17 protein-coding genes and 3 rRNA genes are annotated in these 23,254 nt (G+C 45.4%); 1 reads left to right on the top strand and 19 read right to left on the bottom strand.

Translation table 11 applies throughout. The annotated features are described in order from the left end of the window. Window positions 1–442: 442 nt before the first annotated feature. The 15 genes from NSS67_RS02665 to gyrA all read right to left on the bottom strand — a co-directional run bounded on the left by NSS67_RS02665 (window position 443) and on the right by gyrA (window position 18,279). The gene (locus tag NSS67_RS02665; protein WP_339318184.1) at window positions 443–751 is read right to left on the bottom strand and encodes an amidohydrolase family protein; all 309 of its coding nucleotides are present in this window, start codon (window positions 749–751) and stop codon (window positions 443–445) included. Continuing rightward, window positions 684–1,592 carry an amidohydrolase family protein gene (locus tag NSS67_RS02670; protein WP_339318185.1) on the bottom strand — a complete coding sequence of 303 codons (909 nt, stop codon included), beginning with the start codon at window positions 1,590–1,592 and terminating at the stop codon, window positions 684–686. Before NSS67_RS02670 ends, NSS67_RS02665 begins: the two co-directional genes overlap by 68 nt. Before the next feature lie 2 nt (window positions 1,593–1,594). Next, a complete protein-coding gene (locus NSS67_RS02675; RefSeq protein WP_339318186.1) occupies window positions 1,595–2,383 on the bottom strand; it encodes an aminotransferase class V-fold PLP-dependent enzyme in 789 nt (262 codons plus the stop codon). Window positions 2,384–2,400: 17 nt separating this feature from the next. After that, window positions 2,401–2,652 (bottom strand): hypothetical protein, encoded by a 252-nt coding sequence (locus tag NSS67_RS02680; RefSeq protein ID WP_339318187.1) that lies wholly within the window; start codon window positions 2,650–2,652, stop codon window positions 2,401–2,403. Beyond that, complete coding sequence (locus NSS67_RS02685) at window positions 2,649–3,422, bottom strand: ATP-binding cassette domain-containing protein (protein WP_339318188.1); 774 nt, start codon at window positions 3,420–3,422, stop codon at window positions 2,649–2,651. Before NSS67_RS02685 ends, NSS67_RS02680 begins: the two co-directional genes overlap by 4 nt. Further along, entirely contained in the window at window positions 3,413–4,180 is a 768-nt protein-coding gene (locus tag NSS67_RS02690) for an ABC transporter ATP-binding protein (RefSeq protein ID WP_339318189.1), read from the bottom strand. The genes NSS67_RS02685 and NSS67_RS02690 overlap by 10 nt, the downstream gene beginning before the upstream one ends. Then, a complete protein-coding gene (locus NSS67_RS02695) occupies window positions 4,177–5,043 on the bottom strand; it encodes an ABC transporter permease (RefSeq protein ID WP_339318190.1) in 867 nt (288 codons plus the stop codon). The genes NSS67_RS02690 and NSS67_RS02695 overlap by 4 nt, the downstream gene beginning before the upstream one ends. Beyond that, window positions 5,040–6,029 carry an ABC transporter permease gene (locus NSS67_RS02700; RefSeq protein WP_339318191.1) on the bottom strand — a complete coding sequence of 330 codons (990 nt, stop codon included), beginning with the start codon at window positions 6,027–6,029 and terminating at the stop codon, window positions 5,040–5,042. Before NSS67_RS02700 ends, NSS67_RS02695 begins: the two co-directional genes overlap by 4 nt. Beyond that, entirely contained in the window at window positions 6,026–7,642 is a 1,617-nt protein-coding gene (locus NSS67_RS02705; RefSeq protein WP_339318192.1) for an ABC transporter substrate-binding protein, read from the bottom strand. Before NSS67_RS02705 ends, NSS67_RS02700 begins: the two co-directional genes overlap by 4 nt. Before the next feature lie 155 nt (window positions 7,643–7,797). Then, window positions 7,798–7,914, bottom strand: a 5S ribosomal RNA gene (gene rrf, locus NSS67_RS02710). A gap of 129 nt (window positions 7,915–8,043) precedes the next feature. After that, window positions 8,044–10,969: ribosomal RNA gene (locus tag NSS67_RS02715) — 23S ribosomal RNA — on the bottom strand. Window positions 10,970–11,232: 263 nt separating this feature from the next. Further along, a 16S ribosomal RNA gene (locus NSS67_RS02720) occupies window positions 11,233–12,792 on the bottom strand. The 16S, 23S and 5S rRNA genes sit together here, the layout of an rRNA operon. 301 nt (window positions 12,793–13,093) lie before the next feature. Further along, window positions 13,094–14,221 carry an aromatic acid exporter family protein gene (locus NSS67_RS02725; RefSeq protein ID WP_339318193.1) on the bottom strand — a complete coding sequence of 376 codons (1,128 nt, stop codon included), beginning with the start codon at window positions 14,219–14,221 and terminating at the stop codon, window positions 13,094–13,096. A 171-nt stretch (window positions 14,222–14,392) separates the two neighbouring features. After that, on the bottom strand, window positions 14,393–15,490 hold the full coding sequence (locus NSS67_RS02730) for an HD-GYP domain-containing protein (protein WP_339318194.1): 1,098 nt from the start codon (window positions 15,488–15,490) through the stop codon (window positions 14,393–14,395). A gap of 248 nt (window positions 15,491–15,738) precedes the next feature. Then, window positions 15,739–18,279 (bottom strand): DNA gyrase subunit A, encoded by a 2,541-nt coding sequence (gene gyrA, locus NSS67_RS02735; RefSeq protein ID WP_339318195.1) that lies wholly within the window; start codon window positions 18,277–18,279, stop codon window positions 15,739–15,741. A gap of 355 nt (window positions 18,280–18,634) precedes the next feature. On the opposite strand from gyrA, the gene NSS67_RS02740 reads away from it, so the two are divergent. Continuing rightward, window positions 18,635–19,510, top strand: a complete 876-nt coding sequence (locus NSS67_RS02740; RefSeq protein WP_339318196.1) for a YheC/YheD family protein — start codon at window positions 18,635–18,637, stop codon at window positions 19,508–19,510. Between the two features lie 120 nt (window positions 19,511–19,630). Here NSS67_RS02740 and gyrB read toward each other — a convergent pair whose 3' ends face one another. The 4 genes from gyrB to yaaA are packed head-to-tail and all read right to left on the bottom strand — an operon-like array spanning window position 19,631 to window position 23,223. Continuing rightward, window positions 19,631–21,541 (bottom strand): DNA topoisomerase (ATP-hydrolyzing) subunit B, encoded by a 1,911-nt coding sequence (gene gyrB / locus NSS67_RS02745; RefSeq protein WP_339318197.1) that lies wholly within the window; start codon window positions 21,539–21,541, stop codon window positions 19,631–19,633. A gap of 47 nt (window positions 21,542–21,588) precedes the next feature. Further along, window positions 21,589–21,837 (bottom strand): extracellular matrix/biofilm biosynthesis regulator RemA family protein, encoded by a 249-nt coding sequence (locus NSS67_RS02750; protein ID WP_036677731.1) that lies wholly within the window; start codon window positions 21,835–21,837, stop codon window positions 21,589–21,591. Between the two features lie 16 nt (window positions 21,838–21,853). After that, on the bottom strand, window positions 21,854–22,972 hold the full coding sequence (gene recF, locus NSS67_RS02755) for a DNA replication/repair protein RecF (RefSeq protein ID WP_313641648.1): 1,119 nt from the start codon (window positions 22,970–22,972) through the stop codon (window positions 21,854–21,856). A 20-nt stretch (window positions 22,973–22,992) separates the two neighbouring features. Then, complete coding sequence (gene yaaA, locus NSS67_RS02760; protein ID WP_042123047.1) at window positions 22,993–23,223, bottom strand: S4 domain-containing protein YaaA; 231 nt, start codon at window positions 23,221–23,223, stop codon at window positions 22,993–22,995. Between the last annotated feature and the right edge of the window lie 31 nt (window positions 23,224–23,254).

Raw genomic sequence — 23,254 nt, forward strand, 5'->3', positions numbered from 1 at the left:
AATTAATTCTCTAATTTTGGATCTCACTTGCGTGATTTCCTACTCACTCGTTGTTCAGTTTTCAAAGATCAAGTTCTCGTTGGCGCCGTTTAATGTCTCAGCAGCAACTCTTATACTATATCATGTTCGGCTATTTAATGTCAAGCTCTTTTTTTAACTTCTTTTTCGAGCTCGGCATGTGTATTTCTTGGCCGGACTTAGAATATATCATGTATAGAGATTCATTGCAACACTTTTTTTATAAAACCTTTTACACTTAGTGCATCATGTATTAATGAATAAGCAGTCATTCTATACTGATCCCTTAAATACAGCGATATAGCAGCTATAAGAAGGATTGTTACCCGCATATAAGAGAAGTAAGTTCTATCATCCTATAATATAGAAACAAAAAACAACTGCAAAGAACATCAGTTGTTTTTGTAAGAATTTTTAGAGCAATCTATATTAAATTCGCTTCTTCCGCTCCAGTATATACGGAAACGATACTATTTCGAAGTACATTCGCATTGTGCGCTTCGTATGGATCCACTTTGAAAACAACAGCATCTGCAATAAAACCTTCCGCAATTTGTCCCAGCTCGTTACCGCTTCCCAGAATATCAGCAGCGCTTTTAGTCGCAGACTGCCATGCTTCTCTCCGGGTTAAGCCATAATCAATCAACGTATCCAGTTCTTGAAGGTTATAACCATGTAGTGCTGGTGTGGCATAATCTGTACCGAATCCAATACGAACGCCTTCTTTTTGCATAATGAATGGCTTTGGAGTGCGAATCTGCAGCACGGGCAGCTCGTTCACAAATGATCGGGCTCAGCGCCAGCACCCCCTTCGGGTCAGCGGCAATACGATAAATGGATGTGGTAGGCACAAAAGCTACTCCTGAATTAGCTAGTCTACCTGCCTGATCCTCAGTCAGAAACATTCCGTGCTCTATAGATTCCACGCCGGCCTGAATAGACCAGTCTATAGTCGGTCCTCCCCAGGTATGAACTAACACCTTCTTATCGTGAGCATGTGCATTACGAACAATGAATGCAAACTCTTCTTCGGAAAAAATAGGATCCACGACTTTCTCCGTAGGTGTTCCGAGACCGCCTGTGGCCATAATTTTTATCCAGCCCGCTCCTGTATCAAAGATTTGCGCCATTCGTTGTTCCAAATGCTTAAGCCCACGGGCATCTGCTGCTCCAAGCATATCGCTGCTCGTCTGCACTCTCAGAGGTTGCTGATACTTCTGAACAAGATGTTGCACTGTCCTTGGCAGAATTCCGCCTGCATCACGCACAGTCGTTACACCCGTTCTAAGAGTAGCTTCAAAAGCTTGCGCCTGCATGATTTCGATCTGGCGGGTGTCGCGCTTCAATTGATCCGCATGGTCAAAGTCTGTCCAAGCCATGTGCGTATGAAGATCAATAATACCCGGACTTATCCATAAGTCAGTGCCTGTAAGATTTGTCTCCTTTTGATGCGGCTCCGCTTCAGTAATAGATGAAAAATAGCCATCCTTGATTACAACATCAAATCGTCTGCCTTCGATACCTGCTATATAAATATCATTGAATATTTGTAGCTCTTGGTGCTTATGGATCATCTTTATTCCCCCCAAGCCAATCGAACAGCTTGTATTGCCTGATCAGGATCTTGTTTCAACAATAGGGCAAACGTCGATATGGCCTCCTCTACACTTTGTCGGTCAGCATTCGTTCCAAAATGGTTGATCCGCAGTAGATGGCCAAATAACTCTCCGTCTCCGGGAGCCACAATGCCTATAGGCTGTTCGATCTGCAAATCTTGCTTTCCAGAAATCCGAACCGTTGTAGTTAGCGTAGAATAATGTCTACTGTCCTTCTGCCAAGGCTCAAGCCCCAAGACTTTGATACCAGCTACAGCAGAAGCAGCAGCCCGTTCATGACGCCTGATCACTTGCTGCAATCCCTCTTCTTCAATTCGTGTCAAAGCCAAGATCAGCGCCCTAGCTTCCAGAGTTGGAATGTTTGGAGCAACCCGTTTAGCCGCTGCACCACCCAGTGACGGTTTCAGATCCAGCAAGGACAGAATGGAATTACGCGGCGCTTTTTCATTTGACTCGAGAAATTCCCAGCCCCGTGGTGAAATACTGACTGCACTAACACCGTTAGGTCCAGCCAATGCTTTTTGCGCACCTATCACTGCAAAATCAACTCCCCATTCATCAACCAGTAAAGCCTCTCCCCCAACCGCTGAAACAGAGTCCGTCACAGTAATTAGATCGAATTCCTTTGCAATTTCAAATATTTCTTTAGCAGGATTAGAACCGCCCGTAACCACTTCAGCCTGAACAAAAGAAAGGGCACAAGGTTTAAACTTTTTAATTGTGGAAGCAACCTGTTCAACAGTGACCACTTCATCAAAAGGAACCTTTACTTCAACAACCGTTGCTCCCCCCGATCAAGCCATTGTCCAAATAAACTTCCATAGGGACCTGTTACAACATTTACGATGGTTCGATCGGGCCCAGCTATTCCTGCGGCCACCGCTTCAATCCCCAGAATTGCCTCAGCTGGGATGATAACAGGAGGATACTCAGTAAACAAAATTTTGGAGATCAAATGAGTAAGCTTATTGTACTCATCCAGTGAAAGTGGCACATATCCTTTATGATCTCGGTTCATAAAAAACCTCCTGATGTACTTTGTTTTGGCATTTTCGGAACCGCCGATAACAGCTCGTAGCTGTATTCATGTTTAGGCCGGATGAAGAATTGGTCCTTCGGACTCTGCTCCACTAGCTTTCCTTGCCGCATGACCGCTACCGTATCACTAATTGCATTAATGACTCCTAAATCATGAGAAATAAAAAGCATGGTGAGATTAAGCTCAGCTTTAAGCGTATTGAACAATTCGAGCACACTAAGCTGTACAGAGACATCCAACGCGCTCGTAGGTTCATCCGCAATTAGAATGCTCGGCTCAACGCTTAATGCGCGAGCAATCGCAATCCGTTGCCGCTGACCGCCAGAAAATTCGTGTGGAAATTTATCTAAAGCCTTTTGTTCCAGATGAACTTGGTTCAATAGCTCTTTGCATCTCTGCTCAACATCCGTACGTCCTACTATTTTATGAAATAATAAGGGCTCGGAAAGAATTTGCCTAATCGAATGTCTAGGATTCAGCGACGCATCTGGATTTTGGAAGATCATCTGGATTATTTTACGCTGCTCACGGCTTCTTTTCTTTTTTAACTCTTGGGCACCTAACAGGATCTTCCCCTCATGCGGGGCAATCAGTCCAGCAATTACTCGCGCCAGCGTAGATTTCCCTGAGCCAGATTCTCCAACAAGCCCAAGGGTGGTATGCTGCTCAAGATTCAAATTGATGCAATCCAGTGCAGTAAACCCGCCATAATGAACAGTTAAATCTTTTATTTGTAAGGCTAGTTCCATGAGTCTCTACTCCCTTCAAGCTCTGGCAAAGGAAGCACCGAATCAATCAGCATCTGTGTGTAAGGGTCCGTCGGATTTTGCAAAATATCAAGGGTAGCGCCATGCTCAACAATCTGCCCTTGTTTCATTACACATAGGCGTGAGCACAAGTTGGCTGCAATCGCGAGATTATGCGTTACAAAAACCATGGCAAAACCGAGCTCACGCTGGAGGTTCGTGATCGTTTCAATAATTTGCCGTTGAACCGTGACGTCCAGCGCCGTTGTTGGCTCATCACAGAGAAGTATGCCTGGCTTGCACGCCAATGCCAAAGCGATAACTACCCGTTGACACTGACCGCCTGACAGCTGACTCGGATACCGGTCCTTTTTCTTTAAAGAATCGGGGAGACCAAGCCTTTCAAGTAGCTCCAGTGCAATGATCCGCGAAGCTTTTCGGCTTACTTTCTGTCTGTAATACACAACTTCAGCCAGCTGATTGACAACCATACAGAGCGGATCGAGCGCACCTCTAGGGTCTTGAAATACCATCGCACTGCTTACGTTACTCTTAATGGTGCCGCTTATCTGTTCAACACCGTTTGGAAGCAATCCTAGAATTGCACGCAGCGTAAGCGATTTTCCTGAACCCGATTCACCTACTAATCCCAAACTTTCCCCTTTGCCCAGCGAAAAACTAACATTGTTGACTAATCTCTCATTTGACTTCGCTGCCAGTGATAATGCCTCTATTTCTAAAATGGGCTCTTTAGACATCATTTTTTCCTCCATATGTCCGCCAATCCATCACCTAGGAGAGACAAAGCTATCCCCGTATATACCACTGCAAATCCCGGAACGGCCGAGAGCCACCAAGCTGTAGTGATGAAGGGCTGTCCATCCGAGATCATTGTCCCCCAGTCTGGTGTTGGCGGTGTAATGCCGATCCCAAGATACCCGAGTGTAACAATAGCGACAAGTAATCCAATCATATCTGTCATGAGGACGACCACGGCCTGAGGAAGTACATTAGGCAGAAGATGACGCAAAATAATTCTTACTCCGGGCAAGCCTAAGGTTTGAGCGGACGCTACCCATTCCTGATTGCGAAAAGATGCGCTAAGACCTCTCACGACACGGGCAAAGACAATCCAACCTACAAGGATAAAAGTAATATAAATACCTCGTTCTCCTGCTCCACTGGCAAAAGCAACGATAATGACGATTAGATAAAAAGGAAAAGCGATCAACGTATCTGACAGCAGTGTAATAACTGTATCAACCCATTTGCCGTAATATCCTGCTAGCATTCCTAAGAATACACCTGTGCAAAAGGGAATGATTTCTGCCAACACCATGATTTTTAAATCAGTCCTCGCTGCATAAATCAGTCTAGTAAACAGATCACGTCCAAGCTGATCGGTTCCTAACCAATGTTCAGCCGACGGAGGCTGCAGGAAGGCACTCAAATTTTGCTCGGAGGGATCATAGGGACTTATATACGGTATGAACACAGTCAAGAGAATAAGAGCTGCAAACATAATCAATCCTACCAGAAAAGAAGGGGTATTCCATATTCGCTTTAAGCCGCTCGTCATCTTGCTACGCTCATACAATCGTGGTTGTAGTCTTATCGTTTTCATTGTTTTACCTTCGTTCTGGGATCAAGCCACCAAGAAATGATTTCAATCAAGAGACTGATGATCACAACAGATAGTGCACAGTAAAGTGCTATTCCTTGAATAACCGGAAAGTCCCGTTTCGAAATTGAAGTGAACAACAAGCTGCCAATCCCCTTAATTCCAAACACTTGTTCAACGACCAAAGTGCCGCCGATTAGATAAGAAATATTCACACCCATCAGCATCAGCGTAGGGAGAGCAGAGTTGCGTAGCACATGTTTAAACAAAATAACCCTACTTGGTATTCCCGCAGCCTTAAGTGTGACTACAAAATCCGATTCTAACACTTCAAGCATCTGCGCTCTTAAAGAACGGACCAGCGTAGGAACCTGTGAAAAAGCAACGGTGATTGCTGGAAGTGCAAGACTATGCAAGGTTCCAATCCATCCTTCACTTACTCCCCCAACAGGGAACCAACCAAGCCGGACACTAAAGAGTAAAATTAAAAGTAAGCCAACCCAGAAGATTGGCATACCCAGAGTTATTGTAGGAAAAATACGTATCAAATGATCCAGGAGTTTATCCTTATGCGTAGCTGCTACCGTAGCAAGCAGAAGCGATATGAAAATCGCCAACACACAGGCCATCAATATAAGCAGCAAAGTAACAGGGGCCCGCTGTGTAATCAACTCTCTTGTTGATGTTCCCATAATAATGGAGTTTCCCGTATCTCCTTGCGTAAACAGCGTCTTCACAAATCGCATGAACTGCTCCCATAAAGGGAGGTCCAGCCCAAGAGTATGATGCATACTCTTGAGCGCCTCAGGGGTACTGTATTCTCCCAGGATCATTTTAGCTGGATCTCCCGGCACCATTCGAATGATGAAAAAGACTGCTATCATTACGCAGAGGATTACTGCCAATGCTTTTATAAGAGATATCACAAGCCAGTTGTAGGAGTCCTTCCTTCCCCTCGGTTGATTTAACGTCTGCTTAAGATTCGTCATTGGCTGATGCGGACATCTTCGAATCGGGCGCTGCCGTTAGGTAGAACAACGAGGCCATCGACCGAAGAACGAATCCCTTTCAAAACGTCTGGATAATAAAGCGGGATATACGGCACTTCATCAGCAAGTGTCTGAAGTAGCTTCGTATAGATTTGCGCACGACCATCACCATCCGCTGTTTTTTGTCCCTCATATAGAAGCTTCGTTACTTCATCATTTGTATAATGCGTCCAATACGATTTGCTGAAGCCTTCCGGATCCGTTTGGAAAGCAATAATCGAGTTTGCTTCAGGGGAGTCAGCTTGACCGCTATTGAGCATTGCCGCGAAATCATATGCAAAGAAACGTTCACGGAAAGTGGCAAGCTCAATCGATTCAATCTCAATCTTAATCCCGATCGTTTGACCCGCTGCCTGAATAATTTGTGCCTCTTGGGCTCTTGTGCTATTGCCGGATGCTACAAGTAATTTTGTAGTGAATCCATTAGGGAAGGCAGATTTAGCAAGCTCTTCCTTAGCCGCCTCGACATTGAAGTTCAGAGACTTGATTGTATCATTCGAGTTATAAGGAATCGTTGTTGGCAGCAATGAGTTTGCCGTCTTTGCATATCCAAAGGTTAACGCTTTGGTCAAGCCTTCACGATCAAGCGCCAGAGCCAGAGCTCGGCGGACATGCACATCAGAAAAATGCTCATCCAGCGTATTAAAGAACAATTGCTCTGTCACCCAACTGCCGTTAGTAATTACCTTAGTGTCAGCTCCATCTTTGATCTCATTGGCATTTTGCAGCGCTAAAGATTCAATGGCATTAACTTCCCCAGCCTTCAGCTGGTTGATTGCTTGGCTATCGTCCTCAATCAACTTATAAACAAGCTTATCAATATATGGTTTGCCTTCTTGCCAGTAAAATTTATTCTTAATGAAGGTCAGATCACCCGCAGTATCCCATGTTTCAACAACAAAAGGTCCCGTTCCGATAGGGCTCTTGAAGAATTCTTCTTCGGAAACCCCACCGAAATTGTTAGGCAGGATGCCATTTGAGAAATTGGAAAGCTCAGAGATAAATGGTGTATAAGGCTCTTTAAGTGTAATAACAAGCGTTTTGTTGTCCTGTGCTTTGATTGTGTCGACCTTTGCGGATATTGCCAAAGGACCGCCAACCTTCAAGTGCCGTTCAAGAGAGAATACGGCATCTTCCGCAGTCACACCCGTACCATTCGAAAATTTCAGACCATCGCGAAGTTCAAACGTGTAAGTCAGGCCATCTTCACTGATGTTATGTGACTTGGCAAGCCAATCTACAATTTCACCCTTACTATCAAAAGCAACTAATGATTCAAATACTTTGTCGATAGCAAAAGCATTGTTGGACGTAATTTGATTATGCAGATCTAGCGAGGTTACGGAAGCAGGCCGTCCATAGACGAAGGTTCCTCCCAATGCCGGCTCTGCCGCTTGAGGACTCTGAGTTGCTGCACTCGTATTTTCCGAAATTTCCTTATTGGAAGCAGCCTTATTAGTAGATCCGGAGCAACCTGCGATTACCATCAATAGCAAGATTGATATTGCTCCAAACAGAATCGGCTTCTTTAAAGATACATTAAAGTATGACATAATCCGTTCCCCCTACAATTCATATATGTTTAGTATGAATTGTATTATGGATTAATCACTGTAGTCTGTCAAACAAAATTTAAATCACAACAAGTCATTAAGTAACTAGACATAACAAAAAGACCACTGTCGATGACTCAACAGTGGTCTTGCGTGCTTGGCAACGTCCTACTCTCCCAGGACCCTTCGGTCCAAGTACCATCGGCGCTGGAGGGCTTAACGGTCGTGTTCGGGATGGGTACGCGTGGAACCCCTCCGCTATCGCCACCAAACATGCGTCTGTGAAACAGACGCTGCCGCGTGAAATTTCATTCATCACCAGAAGTGACAATGAATTTCTAAGCGTGTTACAGGCTTAATCGCCTGAAAACTGAATCCGAAACAAATCTGCGTTTTAAATATTGGATAAGCCCTCGACCGATTAGTATTGGTCAGCTCCATGCATTACTGCACTTCCACCTCCAACCTATCTACCTCGTCGTCTTCAAGGGGTCTTACTAATTGGGAAATCTCATCTTGAGGGGGCTTCACGCTTAGATGCTTTCAGCGCTTATCCCGTCCGTACGTAGCTACCCAGCCATGCTTCTGGCGAAACAACTGGTGCACCAGCGGTACGTCCATCCCGGTCCTCTCGTACTAAGGACAGCTCCTCTCAAATTTCCTGCGCCCACGACAGATAGGGACCGAACTGTCTCACGACGTTCTGAACCCAGCTCGCGTACCGCTTTAATGGGCGAACAGCCCAACCCTTGGGACCTACTTCAGCCCCAGGATGCGATGAGCCGACATCGAGGTGCCAAACCTCCCCGTCGATGTGGACTCTTGGGGGAGATAAGCCTGTTATCCCCAGGGTAGCTTTTATCCGTTGAGCGATGGCCCTTCCATGCGGTACCACCGGATCACTAAGTCCGACTTTCGTCCCTGCTCGACTTGTAGGTCTCGCAGTCAAGCTCCCTTATGCCTTTGCACTCTTCGAATGATTTCCAACCATTCTGAGGGAACCTTGGAACGCCTCCGTTACTCTTTAGGAGGCGACCGCCCCAGTCAAACTGCCCGCCTGACACGGTCCCCGTACCGGATTACGGTACTAGGTTAGAACCTAGATACGATCAGGGTGGTATCCCAACGGCGCCTCCACCGAAGCTTGCGCTCCGATTTCTACGGCTCCCACCTATCCTGTACAGATCGTACCCAAATTCAATATCAAGCTGCAGTAAAGCTCCATGGGGTCTTTCCGTCTTGTCGCGGGTAACCTGCATCTTCACAGGTATTAAAATTTCACCGGATCTCTCGTTGAGACAGCGCCCAAGTCGTTACGCCATTCGTGCGGGTCAGAATTTACCTGACAAGGAATTTCGCTACCTTAGGACCGTTATAGTTACGGCCGCCGTTTACTGGGGCTTCGGTTCATAGCTTCGGGTTACCCCTAACCACTCCCCTTAACCTTCCAGCACCGGGCAGGCGTCAGCCCGTATACTTCGCCTTGCGGCTTCGCACAGACCTGTGTTTTTGCTAAACAGTCGCTTGGGCCTTTTCACTGCGGCCCCCTCGTGCTATTCACACTACCGGGGCACCCCTTCTCCCGAAGTTACGGGGTCATTTTGCCGAGTTCCTTAACGAGAGTTCTTCCGCGCGCCTTAGAATTCTCTTCTCGCCTACCTGTGTCGGTTTGCGGTACGGGCACCTTCTCCTGGCTAGAGGCTTTTCTTGGCAGTGTGAGATCATGACCTTCGCTACTACAATTTTCGCTCCCCATCACAGCCCAGCCTTAACGATGTGCGGATTTGCCTACACATCAGCCTCACTGCTTAGACGGACATATCCATCAGTCCGCGTCACTACCCTCCTGCGTCACCCCATCGCTCATAGCGGATTACGGTGGTACAGTAATTTCAAACTGTTGTCCTTCGACTACGCCTTTCGGCCTCGCCTTAGGTCCCGACTTACCCTGAGCGGACGAGCCTTCCTCAGGAAACCTTGGGCTTTCGGCGGATCAGATTCTCACTGATCTTTTCGTTACTCATACCGGCATTCTCACTTGTATGCTGTCCAGCGCTCCTTACGGTACACCTTCAACCTACATACAACTCCCCTACCCCAGATACATACGTATCTAGCCATAGCTTCGGTGGTGTGTTTAGCCCCGTTACATTTTCGGCGCAGAGTCACTCGACCAGTGAGCTATTACGCACTCTTTCAATGGTGGCTGCTTCTAAGCCAACATCCTGGTTGTCTGTGCAACTCCACATCCTTTCCCACTTAACACACACTTGGGGACCTTAGCTGATGGTCTGGGCTGTTTCCCTTTTGACAATGGATCTTAGCACTCACTGTCTGACTCCCGGCAATAAGTATATGGCATTCGGAGTTTGACTGATCTTGGTAATCCTTGCGGACCCCGCAACCAATCAGTGCTCTACCTCCACTACTCTTATACCGAGGCTAGCCCTAAAGCTATTTCGGGGAGAACCAGCTATCTCCGAGTTCGATTGGAATTTCTCCGCTACCCCCACCTCATCCCCGCACTTTTCAACGTACGTGGGTTCGGGCCTCCAGTGCGTGTTACCGCACCTTCACCCTGGACAGGGGTAGATCACACGGTTTCGGGTCTACGTCCACATACTAAATCGCCCTATTCAGACTCGCTTTCGCTGCGGCTCCGTCTTCTCGACTTAACCTTGCATGTTAAACGTAACTCGCCGGTTCATTCTACAAAAGGCACGCCATCACCCATAGATAGGGCTCTGACTTTTTGTAAGCACACGGTTTCAGGTTCTATTTCACTCCCCTTCCGGGGTGCTTTTCACCTTTCCCTCACGGTACTGTTTCACTATCGGTCGCCAGGTAGTATTTAGCCTTAGCAGATGGTCCTGCTGGATTCATACGGGGTTTCACGTGCCCCGCACTACTCGGGATCCGTCTCGGAGAGAACACAGTTTAGGTTACAGGGCTTTTACCTCTATCGCGGGCCTTTCCAGACCTCTTCGCCTACCATATTCCTTTGTAACTCCATGTGAGACGTCCCACAACCCCTAAGAGCAAGCTCTTAGGTTTAGGCTGTTCCGCGTTCGCTCGCCGCTACTGACGGAATCACTATTGTTTTCTCTTCCTCAGGGTACTTAGATGTTTCAGTTCCCCTGGTCTGCCTCTACATCTCCTATGTGTTCAGAGATGAGTAACTGCGAATTACCACAGCTGGGTTTCCCCATTCGGACACCCCCGGATCAAAGCTTGCTTACAGCTCCCCGAGGCAGTTTCGTTGTTCGCCACGTCCTTCGTCGGCTCCTGGCGCCTAGGCATCCTCCGTGTGCTCTTATTAGCTTAACCTTCGCTCCAATGTTTCGTTTGTTCGCACAATCGAAAATCTTCGCTTCCAGCTAATAACTAACGTACTTGTTTACACAAGTTTTAGCTAAAAGATGTTCTAAAACGCAAATTCGTTTCGGTATCCAGTTTTCAAGGATCAAGTTTAAAGATGAGAGCTTAAACTCTCAAAACTGAGCAACGAGTGAGTAACAGGCCTAAACCTGAGTTTTGGAAGTTTAGCTTCCGATTTGAATGTCTTCATTGCAGAAGACGATTCTCCATAGAAAGGAGGTGATCCAGCCGCACCTTCCGATACGGCTACCTTGTTACGACTTCACCCCAATCATCTACCCCACCTTCGGCGGCTGGCTCCCTTGCGGGTTACCCCACCGACTTCGGGTGTTGTAAACTCTCGTGGTGTGACGGGCGGTGTGTACAAGACCCGGGAACGTATTCACCGCGGCATGCTGATCCGCGATTACTAGCAATTCCGACTTCATGCAGGCGAGTTGCAGCCTGCAATCCGAACTGAGACCGGCTTTGATGGGATTGGCTTCACCTCGCGGTTTCGCTTCCCGTTGTACCGGCCATTGTAGTACGTGTGTAGCCCAGGTCATAAGGGGCATGATGATTTGACGTCATCCCCACCTTCCTCCGGTTTGTCACCGGCAGTCACTCTAGAGTGCCCAACATTACTTGCTGGCAACTAAAGTTAAGGGTTGCGCTCGTTGCGGGACTTAACCCAACATCTCACGACACGAGCTGACGACAACCATGCACCACCTGTCTCCTCTGTCCCGAAGGCCGCCACTATCTCTAGTGGATTCAGAGGGATGTCAAGACCTGGTAAGGTTCTTCGCGTTGCTTCGAATTAAACCACATACTCCACTGCTTGTGCGGGTCCCCGTCAATTCCTTTGAGTTTCAGTCTTGCGACCGTACTCCCCAGGCGGAGTGCTTACTGTGTTAACTTCGGCACCAAGGGTATCGAAACCCCTAACACCTAGCACTCATCGTTTACGGCGTGGACTACCAGGGTATCTAATCCTGTTTGCTCCCCACGCTTTCGCGCCTCAGCGTCAGTTACAGCCCAGAAAGTCGCCTTCGCCACTGGTGTTCCTCCACATATCTACGCATTTCACCGCTACACGTGGAATTCCACTTTCCTCTTCTGTACTCAAGTCACCCAGTTTCCAGTGCGACCTTAGGTTGAGCCCAAGGTTTAAACACCAGACTTAAATGACCGCCCGCGCGCGCTTTACGCCCAATAATTCCGGACAACGCTTGCCCCCTACGTATTACCGCGGCTGCTGGCACGTAGTTAGCCGGGGCTTTCTTCTCAGGTACCGTCACTCCGATAGCAGTTACTCTACCGGACGTTCTTCCCTGGCAACAGAGCTTTACGATCCGAAAACCTTCATCACTCACGCGGCGTTGCTCCGTCAGACTTTCGTCCATTGCGGAAGATTCCCTACTGCTGCTGCCTCCCGTAGGAGTCTGGGCCGTGTCTCAGTCCCAGTGTGGCCGTTCACCCTCTCAGGTCGGCTACGCATCGTCGCCTTGGTGGGCCATTACCCCACCAACTAGCTAATGCGCCGCAGGCCCATCCCTCAGTGACAGATTGCTCCGTCTTTCATTCTTTCTTCAGGAGAAAAAGAAATTATCCGGTATTAGCTACCGTTTCCGGTAGTTATCCCAGTCTGAAGGGCAGGTTGCCTACGTGTTACTCACCCGTCCGCCGCTAAGTTACTTTGAAAGCAAGCTTTCAAAGTAACTCCGCTCGACTTGCATGTATTAGGCACGCCGCCAGCGTTCGTCCTGAGCCAGGATCAAACTCTCCAATTAGTATTGAAAAGAGCGATATGCTCATTTTGAAACATCTGACGAGAAAATTAATTCTCTATTTTGGATTTCACTTGCGTGATTTCCTACTCACTCGTTGTTCAGTTTTCAAAGATCAAGTTCTCGTTGGCGCCGTTTAATGTCTCAGCAGCAACTCTTATACTATATCATGTTCGGCTGTTTAATGTCAAGCTCTTTTTTTAACTTCTTTTTCGAGCTCGGCATGTGTATTTCTTGGCCGGACTTAGAATATATCATGTATAGAGATTCATTGCAACACTTTTTTTAAAAAGAAAGCATAGTATCAATCCTGGCGAAACTTAGATGGTACAACAGCATGAAGTTTCCACTTATCGGAGAAGTCCATCTCTAGCTCACTAAGCTCCTCTGCATGCTCTATCTGCTGTACAATTCGGTGAATATCGGAGAGCAGTCTTCCCACCTCAGTGTGGAGGTCTACATCGTGATAACAATCCATATTCATTTCGTACAATCTCACTTGATCATCATAGCATTTGGCTAGCTGTCTTTGAATGCGTTCCATACGAACAGGGGTCGCATGACGAATAATTTTACCGAAGGTTAGAATACAGTCTGCAGTACTGATAAGCACTTCTTCGATGCCAAGCCTTTTTAGATCCTTTACAGGAATCTTTTGTAGTGCATAATTCACACCGGATACCGCCATAATCATTTGCTGTACAGCATCCATTTGTTCATATAAGTTCGATAGCTTCACCGTATCTTTTCGATAGACGACATTATATTTTAAGCTCTTCTGCGCCTGGATATAAGAGTCATTTAAATTATGCATCCATTTTAATAACTCCTTGTCTTGAATCGGTAGCTGGGTTTCCTGCGAATCTTCACTGGCATCCTCTAGAAGCTTACTCACTTCTCTCATTCGTTCAGCCAGCTGCAGGCATATATTCACATTTATTTTGATGGCATTAGGTAGCTTGCTCTCTGGACGAATAATCATCTGAACAGCAACGGCTACAATAGCCCCAATAATGGTTTCTACAATACGTCCTGTTGCATATGCACTAATAGGCACAGCATTCATGATCATGACCGAGCTGACTCCAATTTGCGATGTAACTAAGGGATTGACCTTAAGAGCGGTAGCTCCACCCATTCCTATCAAGAGCACAAGACCTAAGCTGAGCGGGTTCTGCCCCGTAATTGGGGTAATTAATACCGTCAACAATGCACCGATAATAATGCCAAGGACGCGAGTTAACCCTTTTTCCATAGAATCTGCGATTGTAACCTGGACGACGAGTACCGCTGCAAGTGGTGCAAAATAAGAGAAATGTTGTCCCATAATTGCTGCCGCAAGATACCATGAGGTTACTGCAGCAATTATTGTCTTAATAACCTGCATGGTAAGCCCAAAACGAACGCAATAACTTAAGAATCGCTTTAACATGATGACATCCTTTCAAATCTAACTTTATAACTCATTGCGTATTTTATATCATACTCAAATTACTCATTGTGATAAATGCTACTAATTTTATCTAGCCCTACCCGCTAACACAAAGAAAAGGCCTCGTCACTAAGAGGCCTTTTCTATTATTTTCGCTAACAGCGACATATCTCAAGCAATAATTTCTTGAATATATATTTCTCTTTCCATTATCAAATTAACGATCTGCCCCTCTACCTGTACCATCGGTCGAGTAGGATTGTTAGGATCAGTAAAGATAATTTCTCCGTACCGTCCGTCACTTAAACGGATTTTGGTGTCGGTATATAGTGCTGTTGTCTTCTGGATGAAGGTCTGCACAATGAAGGGGTCAAGTTTGCCGAAGCTCTCTTTTAATAGTTCTTCGAGCACCATGAACGGTGATTGCGCCTTTCTGTAAGTTTTTTTCAGGGTCATAGCATGAAAGATGTCGGCCACTGCAACGATTTTGGCGTAAAAATGAATTTGGGTCCCTTCGAGCTTAAGTGGATATCCTGACCCATCGACCTTCTCATGATGCTGTAATGCGGATAATCTTACTCCTTCATTTATCGCCGTCACATTCCGCAATAGCTGGTATCCGTATGTAGTATGCTTTCTAACCTCTTCTATTTCTGCACTATTCAGTGCCTCAGGTTTGTATAAAAGCGAACTATCCACCTTGGCGTTGCCAATATCGTGTAGCAGTCCTGCAAAAGCAATCTGCATCCAATCCTTCTGTGGATACCCGCACCACTGCGCAATCTTATATGAAGTTAACGCGGACAACACAGCATTGTGATAGTTATAATCCTCATCTTTTAGAGTACGTGGGGAAAACTTCAAGACATGATAGTCCTTTAAATGACTAATTAGTACCTCTAACTGACTACGCAACTCAAAAATAGGAAGAGAAGCTGCCGTTACCGAACGATAGCTGTTCCTAATAAGCGCGATCATTTTTTCATATTCATCGTGTAGTGGGGAATTGCTCTTAATCAGCATCGATTCATTTATAATTGCTCCAGCTCTAAGCGATGTCTGCTTGGATGTTTTTTGGCCGACATCAGAATTAACCTCTCCTTGAGCACCTTCGATCTCCACCTGCCCAATCAAAAAAGCTTCTAAAATTTCTAAATCACGGGGGAGTAGTATTTTTCCCTTGGTGAACAAAACTCCCCCCAAAGGTGTGATTACATCTTTGATTATCTTTGAGCCCGCTTTAACTTCTCCAACCAATACACTTGGCATATACTCAGCCCCTTAATTTCTATAACAATAAGCTCAGGATTATCGGAATCTAATATGACAGACAATATCTGAGAAAATAGTACTTTATATACTGATTTATACTCTATCGGATAATTATAGTACGGATAAAAGGAAGCGACTAGTGCAATGAAAACTATTCTTATAAATTAATTACTAGCCAGTAATTAATCACAGCAAAAAGAGCAAGGGTTCTGTAGTAGAAGCCCTTGCTCTTTATTGGATATAACCTATTCTAAGTTATTCTCTTCATCCTCAATGATTGTTTCAGGCTGATCTATATCGCCAGATTCATCCATTGTCACTTGATCTTCTAGGCCTTCCACATCCTCAGACATTTCGTCCTCTTCGTTCTTATCCGCTCTACACAGGGTAGCCACAGCATCATCCTCGCGGATGTTAATTAGCTTAACCCCTTGCGCGTAACGACCCATAGTAGAAATTCCATCCATGCTGGTACGAATCAAGGTACCGCTTGTAGTAATGATCATTAAGTCTTCGTCGTTCTTAACAACCTTAAGACCAACTACAGGGCCATTCTTCTCAGTGAGATTAATGGTCTTGATTCCTTTACCGCCACGAGTCTGGGAACGATAGTCACCGGCTGGTGTCCGTTTACCATAACCCTTGCTAGTAACAATCAGAACCTCAAGCTCCTTATCGACACAGTCCATACCGATGACATGGTCATTACTGTCAAGCGTAATGCCCTTCACGCCAGTCGCGCTACGTCCCATAGAACGAACATCATTCTCTGAGAACGTAATCGACATTCCGCGAGCTGTACCGATAATAAGATTCTGCTGTCCATCCGTTAGCTTAACCTCAATCAGGGAATCCTCTTCGCGAAGATTAATAGCAATAAGTCCGCCTTTACGGATATTATTGTAATCCTCAAGTGGCGTCTTCTTCACGATACCTTCGCGGGTAGCAAAGAACAAGTACTTGTCACTATCGCTCTCTTCCACTTGGATTACTGCACTAATCTTCTCACCTTGTTCAATTTGAATCAGGTTGATGATTGGTGTCCCACGTGCAGTACGTCCCAGCTCTGGGATCTCATAAGCTTTAATCCGGTACACCTTACCCTTATCGGTAAAGAACATCAGATAGTTATGAGAGTTACTCACGAAGAGATGCTCCACAAAATCTTGGTCCTTGGTGTCCATCCCCATAACTCCGCGACCCCCACGCTTCTGACTGCGGTAGGTGCTGACAGGTAGACGCTTGATGTATCCCGTATGTGTAATGGTGATAACAACCTCTTCACGTGGAATAAGGTCTTCATCCAGGATACTTTCTTCACCAACCGTAATCTCTGTCCGGCGATCATCAGAATATCTATCACGAATATCCTGCAGCTCATTGCTGATAATTTCCAGAACAAGATGTTCATTAGCCAAAATTTCACGGTACTCTGCAATTTTAGCTAACAATTCATTATATTCATTCTCGATCTTTTCCCGTTCCAGACCGGTCAGGCGCTGCATCCGCATATCGAGGATCGCTTGAGCCTGTTCTATACTGAGGCTAAAGGTACTCATTAATCCTTCTCGAGCTATATCAGTTGTCCGAGAAGCGCGAATTAACGCAATAACTTCATCCAGATGATCTAGCGCAATACGCAGACCTTCTAAAATATGAGCGCGTGCTTCAGCTTTTTTAAGATCAAATATAGTACGACGACGAATAACTTCAATCTGGTGCTGCAAATAATGATAGAGCACATCACGCAGATTAAGAATTTTCGGCTCGTTATTCACGATGGCAAGCATGTTGATCCCAAATGTGGATTGCATAGAAGTATGTTTATATAGATTGTTCAATACAACACTCGGATTAACATCGCGTCTCATCTCAACAACTACACGCATACCATTACGGTCAGACTCATCACGGAGATCCGTTATACCTTCGATCCGTTTCTCACGCACTAATTCTGCGATCTTCTCTACCAGTCTTGCTTTGTTCACCTGATATGGAAGCTCATGCACAATGATCCGTGCCTTACCATTGTTCTCTTCAATTGTTGCCTTCGCACGCATGGTTACTGAACCGCGTCCCGTGCGATAAGCCTGACGAATGCCCTCACGACCCAAAATATATCCAGCCGTTGGGAAATCAGGGCCTTGGATATACTCCATCAATTCCATAGGTGTGATATCAGGATTCTTAATCATCGCCTGCACACCATCGATAACTTCACCTAGGTTATGCGGCGGAATATTAGTAGCCATACCTACAGCTATACCAGATACCCCATTAACGAGTAGATTCGGATAACGAGCTGGCAATACAACTGGCTCATTCTCTTCACCATCATAGTTGGGTGCGAAATCAACTGTTTCTTTATTCAGATCTCGAAGCATTTCGCCTGCAATCTTGGAAAGACGGGCTTCTGTATAACGCATCGCTGCAGCCATATCACCATCAATCGAACCAAAGTTCCCGTGACCGTCCACAAGCATATAGCGCATAGAGAAATCCTGAGCCATCCGTACCATTGTTTCATAGACGGCTGAGTCACCGTGAGGGTGGTACTTACCGATAACCTCACCGACGATTCTTGCCGATTTCTTATGAGGCTTATCCGCAGACATTCCAAGTTCCGACATCGCAAACAAAATGCGTCGGTGAACCGGCTTGAGTCCGTCCCGCACATCTGGCAAAGCCCGACTAACAATGATGCTCATTGCGTAATCCATAAAGGATTCACGCATTTCCACGCCAATGTCCCGATCTTTGACTTGTGGGTTATTTTGTTCAGCCATGAGTTGCTGGACCTCCTTCAGTTAAAAAACCGCTACCCTTAATTATATTACTTTCACAAAAGTAGCACAATTAAACATGATAGCCTTTTATCTTCTAATATTGATTTCTTTTGCGTTGAGTAGGGTATCCGCCCTTTCCGCAAATGTCTTTAGTACATAGACTGTAAAGACAAGAAACACGGTTTTATTATCCTAATATCGTTCGATAAGGCATAACCCCATATCCTTATATTATACCATTGTTTAGGTAGCTTGTCCTGATTTTCAACGGTCAAAGATTATGCTTCCAAAGCAAGTTTTGTACAAAGGAATTCTAAAAGCCAAATGCTGCACAAAATTGTTAAGGAGGAAGATAATGAAGATTCAACGCGTCCCAAGTAAATGGGCTAAAACAAAAGTCATCCTTCAAAATCAATCTCTATCCATGTATGTGCCAGATACTCGTAAATATGATTTAAATGTTCTTAAAGAAATGCTTGCGTTATATACAATGGTCTATATTAAACCTGATCGTGGAAGCTTTGGTTTTGGTGTAATGAGAGCCGAGCAGCGTACGGTGATTTTGAGCCCTAGCCAGCAGAATACTGAAATGAAGGACTCTCCCAATAATGATGAGAAAGAACAGCAAGAAGCGCGAATCCTATTTATTTTAAGATATGGCAAGTCGGCAGAAGTTTTCTTCTCCTCCGAAAAGCTACATGAGGCCTTACAGAAACGAATTCTAAACCGTACCTACCTAATCCAAAAAGGAATTGATCTTCTGCGTCATCAAGATCGTCCCTTCGACCTTCGAGTGCTTACCCAAAAGAGTCCATCAGGCGCATGGGAAACAACAGGAATGCTCGGAAGAGTTGCTGCTCCTCAGAAAATCGTCACCAATTATCATAGTGGAGGCAGTATTCTTTCGGTAAATACATTATTAAAAAATCATATGACACCTTCTGAAGCCCTCTCGACTATAAATCAATTACAATCTTTAGGCGTTCAAATTGCTGGCCAATTGGAATCTACCTATCCAAGAATTAAAGAGATCGGTCTGGATATTGCGATGGATCAGCATAAGGATATGTGGTTGCTTGAGGTCAATACGCTTCCATCCATTGTTATATTCAAGTTATTTCCTGATAAATCTATCTATCGTAAAATACACCGCTATGCTGTAGCATACGGACGTGTAAAGGCTAGAAAATCCCCATATTCGATCCGCAGCAAACAATCCACCAAAGCCTAAAAACAGCTCCGAAACCACAAAACCTCCAGCTTTCTCATTCCTTTAGGAATAGAAGCCGGAGGTTTTATAAAAATATAAGAAAGTATAAGTTTCACACCATACTTTATGTCTTATATTTGCTTACACATCAAGATATCTGACGTTCTTCGCATGCTCATGGATAAAGTCACGTCTTGGTTCAACGTTATCTCCCATCAGCGTATCAAAGATACTATCAGCGAGCATCGCATCTTCAATCGTTACTTGTAGCATCATACGAGCCTCTGGATCCATCGTTGTGTCCCACAGCTGGGTAGCATTCATTTCACCCAAACCTTTGTAGCGCTGGACATTGACCTTAACATTCTCTCCAAAAGAAGCGATAATCTCATCACGTTCCTTCTCGCTGCCTGCATAACGGATCACCTTGTTGCGTTCTATCTTGAACAGTGGCGGCTGGGCAATATAGATATAACCTGCATCTACTAGCTTCCGCATGTAACGGTAGAAGAATGTTAACAACAGAGTTCTAATATGAGCTCCATCGACGTCGGCATCCGTCATAATAACGACTTTATGGTAACGAGCCTTCGATAGATCAAAGTCATCGCTGATCCCTGTACCAAGAGCAGTAATGATTGCCCGGATCTCCGCGTTGGATAGAATACGGTCTAAGCGAGCTTTCTCTACGTTTAGGATCTTACCACGCAGCGGTAGAATCGCTTGGAAATGACGATCCCGGCCTTGTTTGGCCGATCCACCCGCAGAGTCACCTTCGACGATATACAGTTCGCTGATGGACGCATCCTTGGATGAACAGTCCGCAAGTTTACCAGGTAATGCACTGACTTCAAGCGCACTCTTACGACGGGTTAACTCACGAGCCTTACGAGCAGCTTCACGTGCACGAGAAGCCGAAAGTGACTTTTCAAGGACACGGCGTGATACTGCTGGATTCTCTTCTAGGAATTCCTGCAATTTCTCTCCGAACAGTGATTCTACAATACCGCGTACTTCACTATTCCCGAGTTTGGTCTTCGTTTGACCTTCGAACTGTGGCTCTGGAATTTTGACAGAAATAATCGCTGTCAGTCCTTCACGAACGTCGTCTCCAGTCAGATTTGAATTACCATCCTTCAGTACACCCGCTTTACGAGCATAGTCGTTGATGATACGTGTTAAAGCGCTTTTGAAGCCGGATTCATGTGTTCCGCCCTCATGGGTATTAATATTATTCGCAAAAGAGTAAATGTTCTCTGTATACGAATCATTATATTGGAGAGCCACTTCAACCTGGATCATATCTCGTGAGCCTTCCACGTAGATTGGTTCCTCGTGCAGCGCTTCTTTTTTCTCATTCAAATATTTCACATATTCAACGATACCACCCTCGTATTTGAACACATTGGTGACATCGGTCCGCTCATCATGCAGTGAAAGCTCAATTCCTTTGTTAAGAAAAGCTAGCTCCCGAATACGAGTAAGCAGTGTCGCATATTCAAAGACCGTGGTTTCAGTAAAGATTTCAGGGTCCGGATGAAAAGTTGTAGTCGTACCTGTCTCGTCCGTATCTCCAACCACTTTGATCTCATACTGTGGTGCACCACGTCTGTATTCCTGCTGATAAATATGCCCATCACGCTTAACATTAACAACAACCTTCTCAGACAAGGCATTTACTACGGAGATACCCACACCGTGTAAGCCGCCTGATACTTTATATCCGCCGCCGCCGAATTTACCGCCTGCATGCAGTACTGTCATTACAACTTCAAGCGTCGATTTTTTAAGTTTTTCATTTTCACCTACAGGTATGCCACGTCCATTATCGATAACAGTAATCGCGTTATCCTCATGAATGATCACTTGAATCCGGTCACAATAACCTGCTAGGGCTTCATCGATACTATTATCCACGACCTCCCACACCAAGTGATGGAGACCTTTAGAACTAGTGGAACCAATATACATGCCCGGACGTTTCCGGACCGCTTCTAGCCCTTCCAGTACCTGAATCTGGCTCTCATCATATGTCGGTTGATTCATTGACATGCCTTCACCTACTTCTTTCAGATTATCTCATTGTTACTAAACGCAAGTTATATTTCGAGCAAAATTTTGGCTCTTTTTTTGAGAGTGGAGGAGGAAATGGGGGAGTAATACACGATATTTTTAGTTACGACAATGGATTTTGCTTCCTCTTCACCAATCCGCTCAAGCTTCTTGTCCTGCTCGGAGTGAATGACGAATTGCTTAGATACCTTGGAAGATTTCTCAATCGAAATATCAAATATTGCAATTAACTCCGAAGAGCGAATAATCTTCTCCCCGCCCAAATGAATATACATGATCTTCCTCCGCTCTTTATAACTCCACTTTTCCATCATGAACATGATATAGGCTGGCGCCCTTTAATTTATCGGCATTCAGACCCTCAATCCCGGTAGCGGTAATGAATGTCTGTACCTTGCTTTGAAAGGTTTCAATAAGCTGGGTCTGGCGGTAAGGATCAAGCTCGGATAAAACATCATCAAGAAGCAGCACAGGATATTCTCCGATTTCTTCATGGATCAGCTCGATTTCCGCCAGCTTGAGCGATAAAGCCGTAGTACGCTGCTGTCCCTGAGAACCGTAGACCTGAGCTTCCCTTCCGTTGATAAAAAAGGACAGGTCATCCCGATGGGGACCCGTCAGCGTCATGCCGCGCCTGATTTCTTGTTCTCTCGTTTGTGATAACTTTAACATAAAATTGTCTAATAAGACAGCTTCATCTTCCTCATCGCGATCGCCGAAAGAGGGAACATAGAGCAATTTCAGTTCTTCTCCGCCGTTCGTAATCCCCCGGTGAATGCTTTCAGCCCATATTTGCAGCTTCTTTATGAATTGTTTCCTTTTTTTTACGATTTTAACACCGTGCTCCACAAGTTGAGCATCCCAGATTTCCAGAAGCTCTTTTCCCGCTGCTTCTTTCCCCCATAACTGCTTCAGCAAATTACCCCTTTGTAAGAGGATTTTTTGATACTGCTGGAGGTGAAATAGATAGCTAGGCTGGACTTGGCCAATCTCCATATCGAGAAATCGCCGTCTGATGCCAGGTGTGCCTTTTACTATTTCTAAATCTTCCGGTGCAAACATGACCACATTGAGTGAGCCCACAAACTCACTAAGACGTCGCTGTTCTAAACCATTAATCTTAGCTTTTTTACCTTTGGCAGATAGGGTGAGCTCTAGCTTGAGATCGCCGTACTTACGTTCTACCTCAGCAATGATCTGAGCAGCGTCTCCAGGGGCATCGAATGAGATAAGTTCGCGATCCTTCGAGGTGCGGTGGCTTTTGGTCATCGCCAGGACGAACAATGCCTCCATGAGGTTTGTTTTGCCTTGGGCGTTCTGACCCAGAATCAGATTCACATCGCCCAGGCTCTCCAGACGCAGCAGCCCGTAATTCCGATAATGCTGCAGACCGATATTTTTAACAAACACGAAATGGTTCCTCCCCTAGCCTACTCCTCTTTAACTCCTCCGCCTTCAACCTGAAATGTGCCGTTATCCTGCACTTCAATTTGATCACCCGGATAAAGTTTTCTTCCACGCCGTTCCTCTACTTCTCCGTTAACCAGTACATGTCCTTCTTGCAGTAAAGCTTTAGCCATCCCACCTGTGGATACACAATCCGAAAGTTTCAGGAATTGATCCAGCTTAATATATCCACTGTGGATAAGTATTTTTTTCATGGTTTTTATCCTTTCAGCCACTTATCCACAT

This window comes from Paenibacillus sp. FSL R10-2734 (assembly GCF_037963865.1).
Taxonomy (GTDB): domain Bacteria; phylum Bacillota; class Bacilli; order Paenibacillales; family Paenibacillaceae; genus Paenibacillus_AQ.

Excerpts from the sequence above, each read along its gene's own strand:
- NSS67_RS02670 (WP_339318185.1), bottom strand. The coding sequence starts at position 1,592 with ATGATCCATAAGCACCAAGAGCTACAAATATTCAATGATATTTATATA.
- NSS67_RS02665 (WP_339318184.1), bottom strand. The coding sequence starts at position 751 with ATGCAAAAAGAAGGCGTTCGTATTGGATTCGGTACAGATTATGCCACA.
- NSS67_RS02695 (WP_339318190.1), bottom strand. The coding sequence starts at position 5,043 with ATGAAAACGATAAGACTACAACCACGATTGTATGAGCGTAGCAAGATG.
- NSS67_RS02680 (WP_339318187.1), bottom strand. The coding sequence starts at position 2,652 with ATGAACCGAGATCATAAAGGATATGTGCCACTTTCACTGGATGAGTAC.
- gyrA (WP_339318195.1), bottom strand. The coding sequence starts at position 18,279 with ATGGCTGAACAAAATAACCCACAAGTCAAAGATCGGGACATTGGCGTG.
- NSS67_RS02690 (WP_339318189.1), bottom strand. The coding sequence starts at position 4,180 with ATGATGTCTAAAGAGCCCATTTTAGAAATAGAGGCATTATCACTGGCA.
- yaaA (WP_042123047.1), bottom strand. The coding sequence starts at position 23,223 with ATGAAAAAAATACTTATCCACAGTGGATATATTAAGCTGGATCAATTC.
- NSS67_RS02730 (WP_339318194.1), bottom strand. The coding sequence starts at position 15,490 with ATGCCAAGTGTATTGGTTGGAGAAGTTAAAGCGGGCTCAAAGATAATC.
- NSS67_RS02750 (WP_036677731.1), bottom strand. The coding sequence starts at position 21,837 with ATGTATATTCATTTGGGCGGGGAGAAGATTATTCGCTCTTCGGAGTTA.
- NSS67_RS02700 (WP_339318191.1), bottom strand. The coding sequence starts at position 6,029 with ATGACGAATCTTAAGCAGACGTTAAATCAACCGAGGGGAAGGAAGGAC.
- NSS67_RS02725 (WP_339318193.1), bottom strand. The coding sequence starts at position 14,221 with ATGTTAAAGCGATTCTTAAGTTATTGCGTTCGTTTTGGGCTTACCATG.
- gyrB (WP_339318197.1), bottom strand. The coding sequence starts at position 21,541 with ATGTCAATGAATCAACCGACATATGATGAGAGCCAGATTCAGGTACTG.
- NSS67_RS02705 (WP_339318192.1), bottom strand. The coding sequence starts at position 7,642 with ATGTCATACTTTAATGTATCTTTAAAGAAGCCGATTCTGTTTGGAGCA.
- NSS67_RS02685 (WP_339318188.1), bottom strand. The coding sequence starts at position 3,422 with ATGGAACTAGCCTTACAAATAAAAGATTTAACTGTTCATTATGGCGGG.
- NSS67_RS02740 (WP_339318196.1), top strand. The coding sequence starts at position 18,635 with ATGAAGATTCAACGCGTCCCAAGTAAATGGGCTAAAACAAAAGTCATC.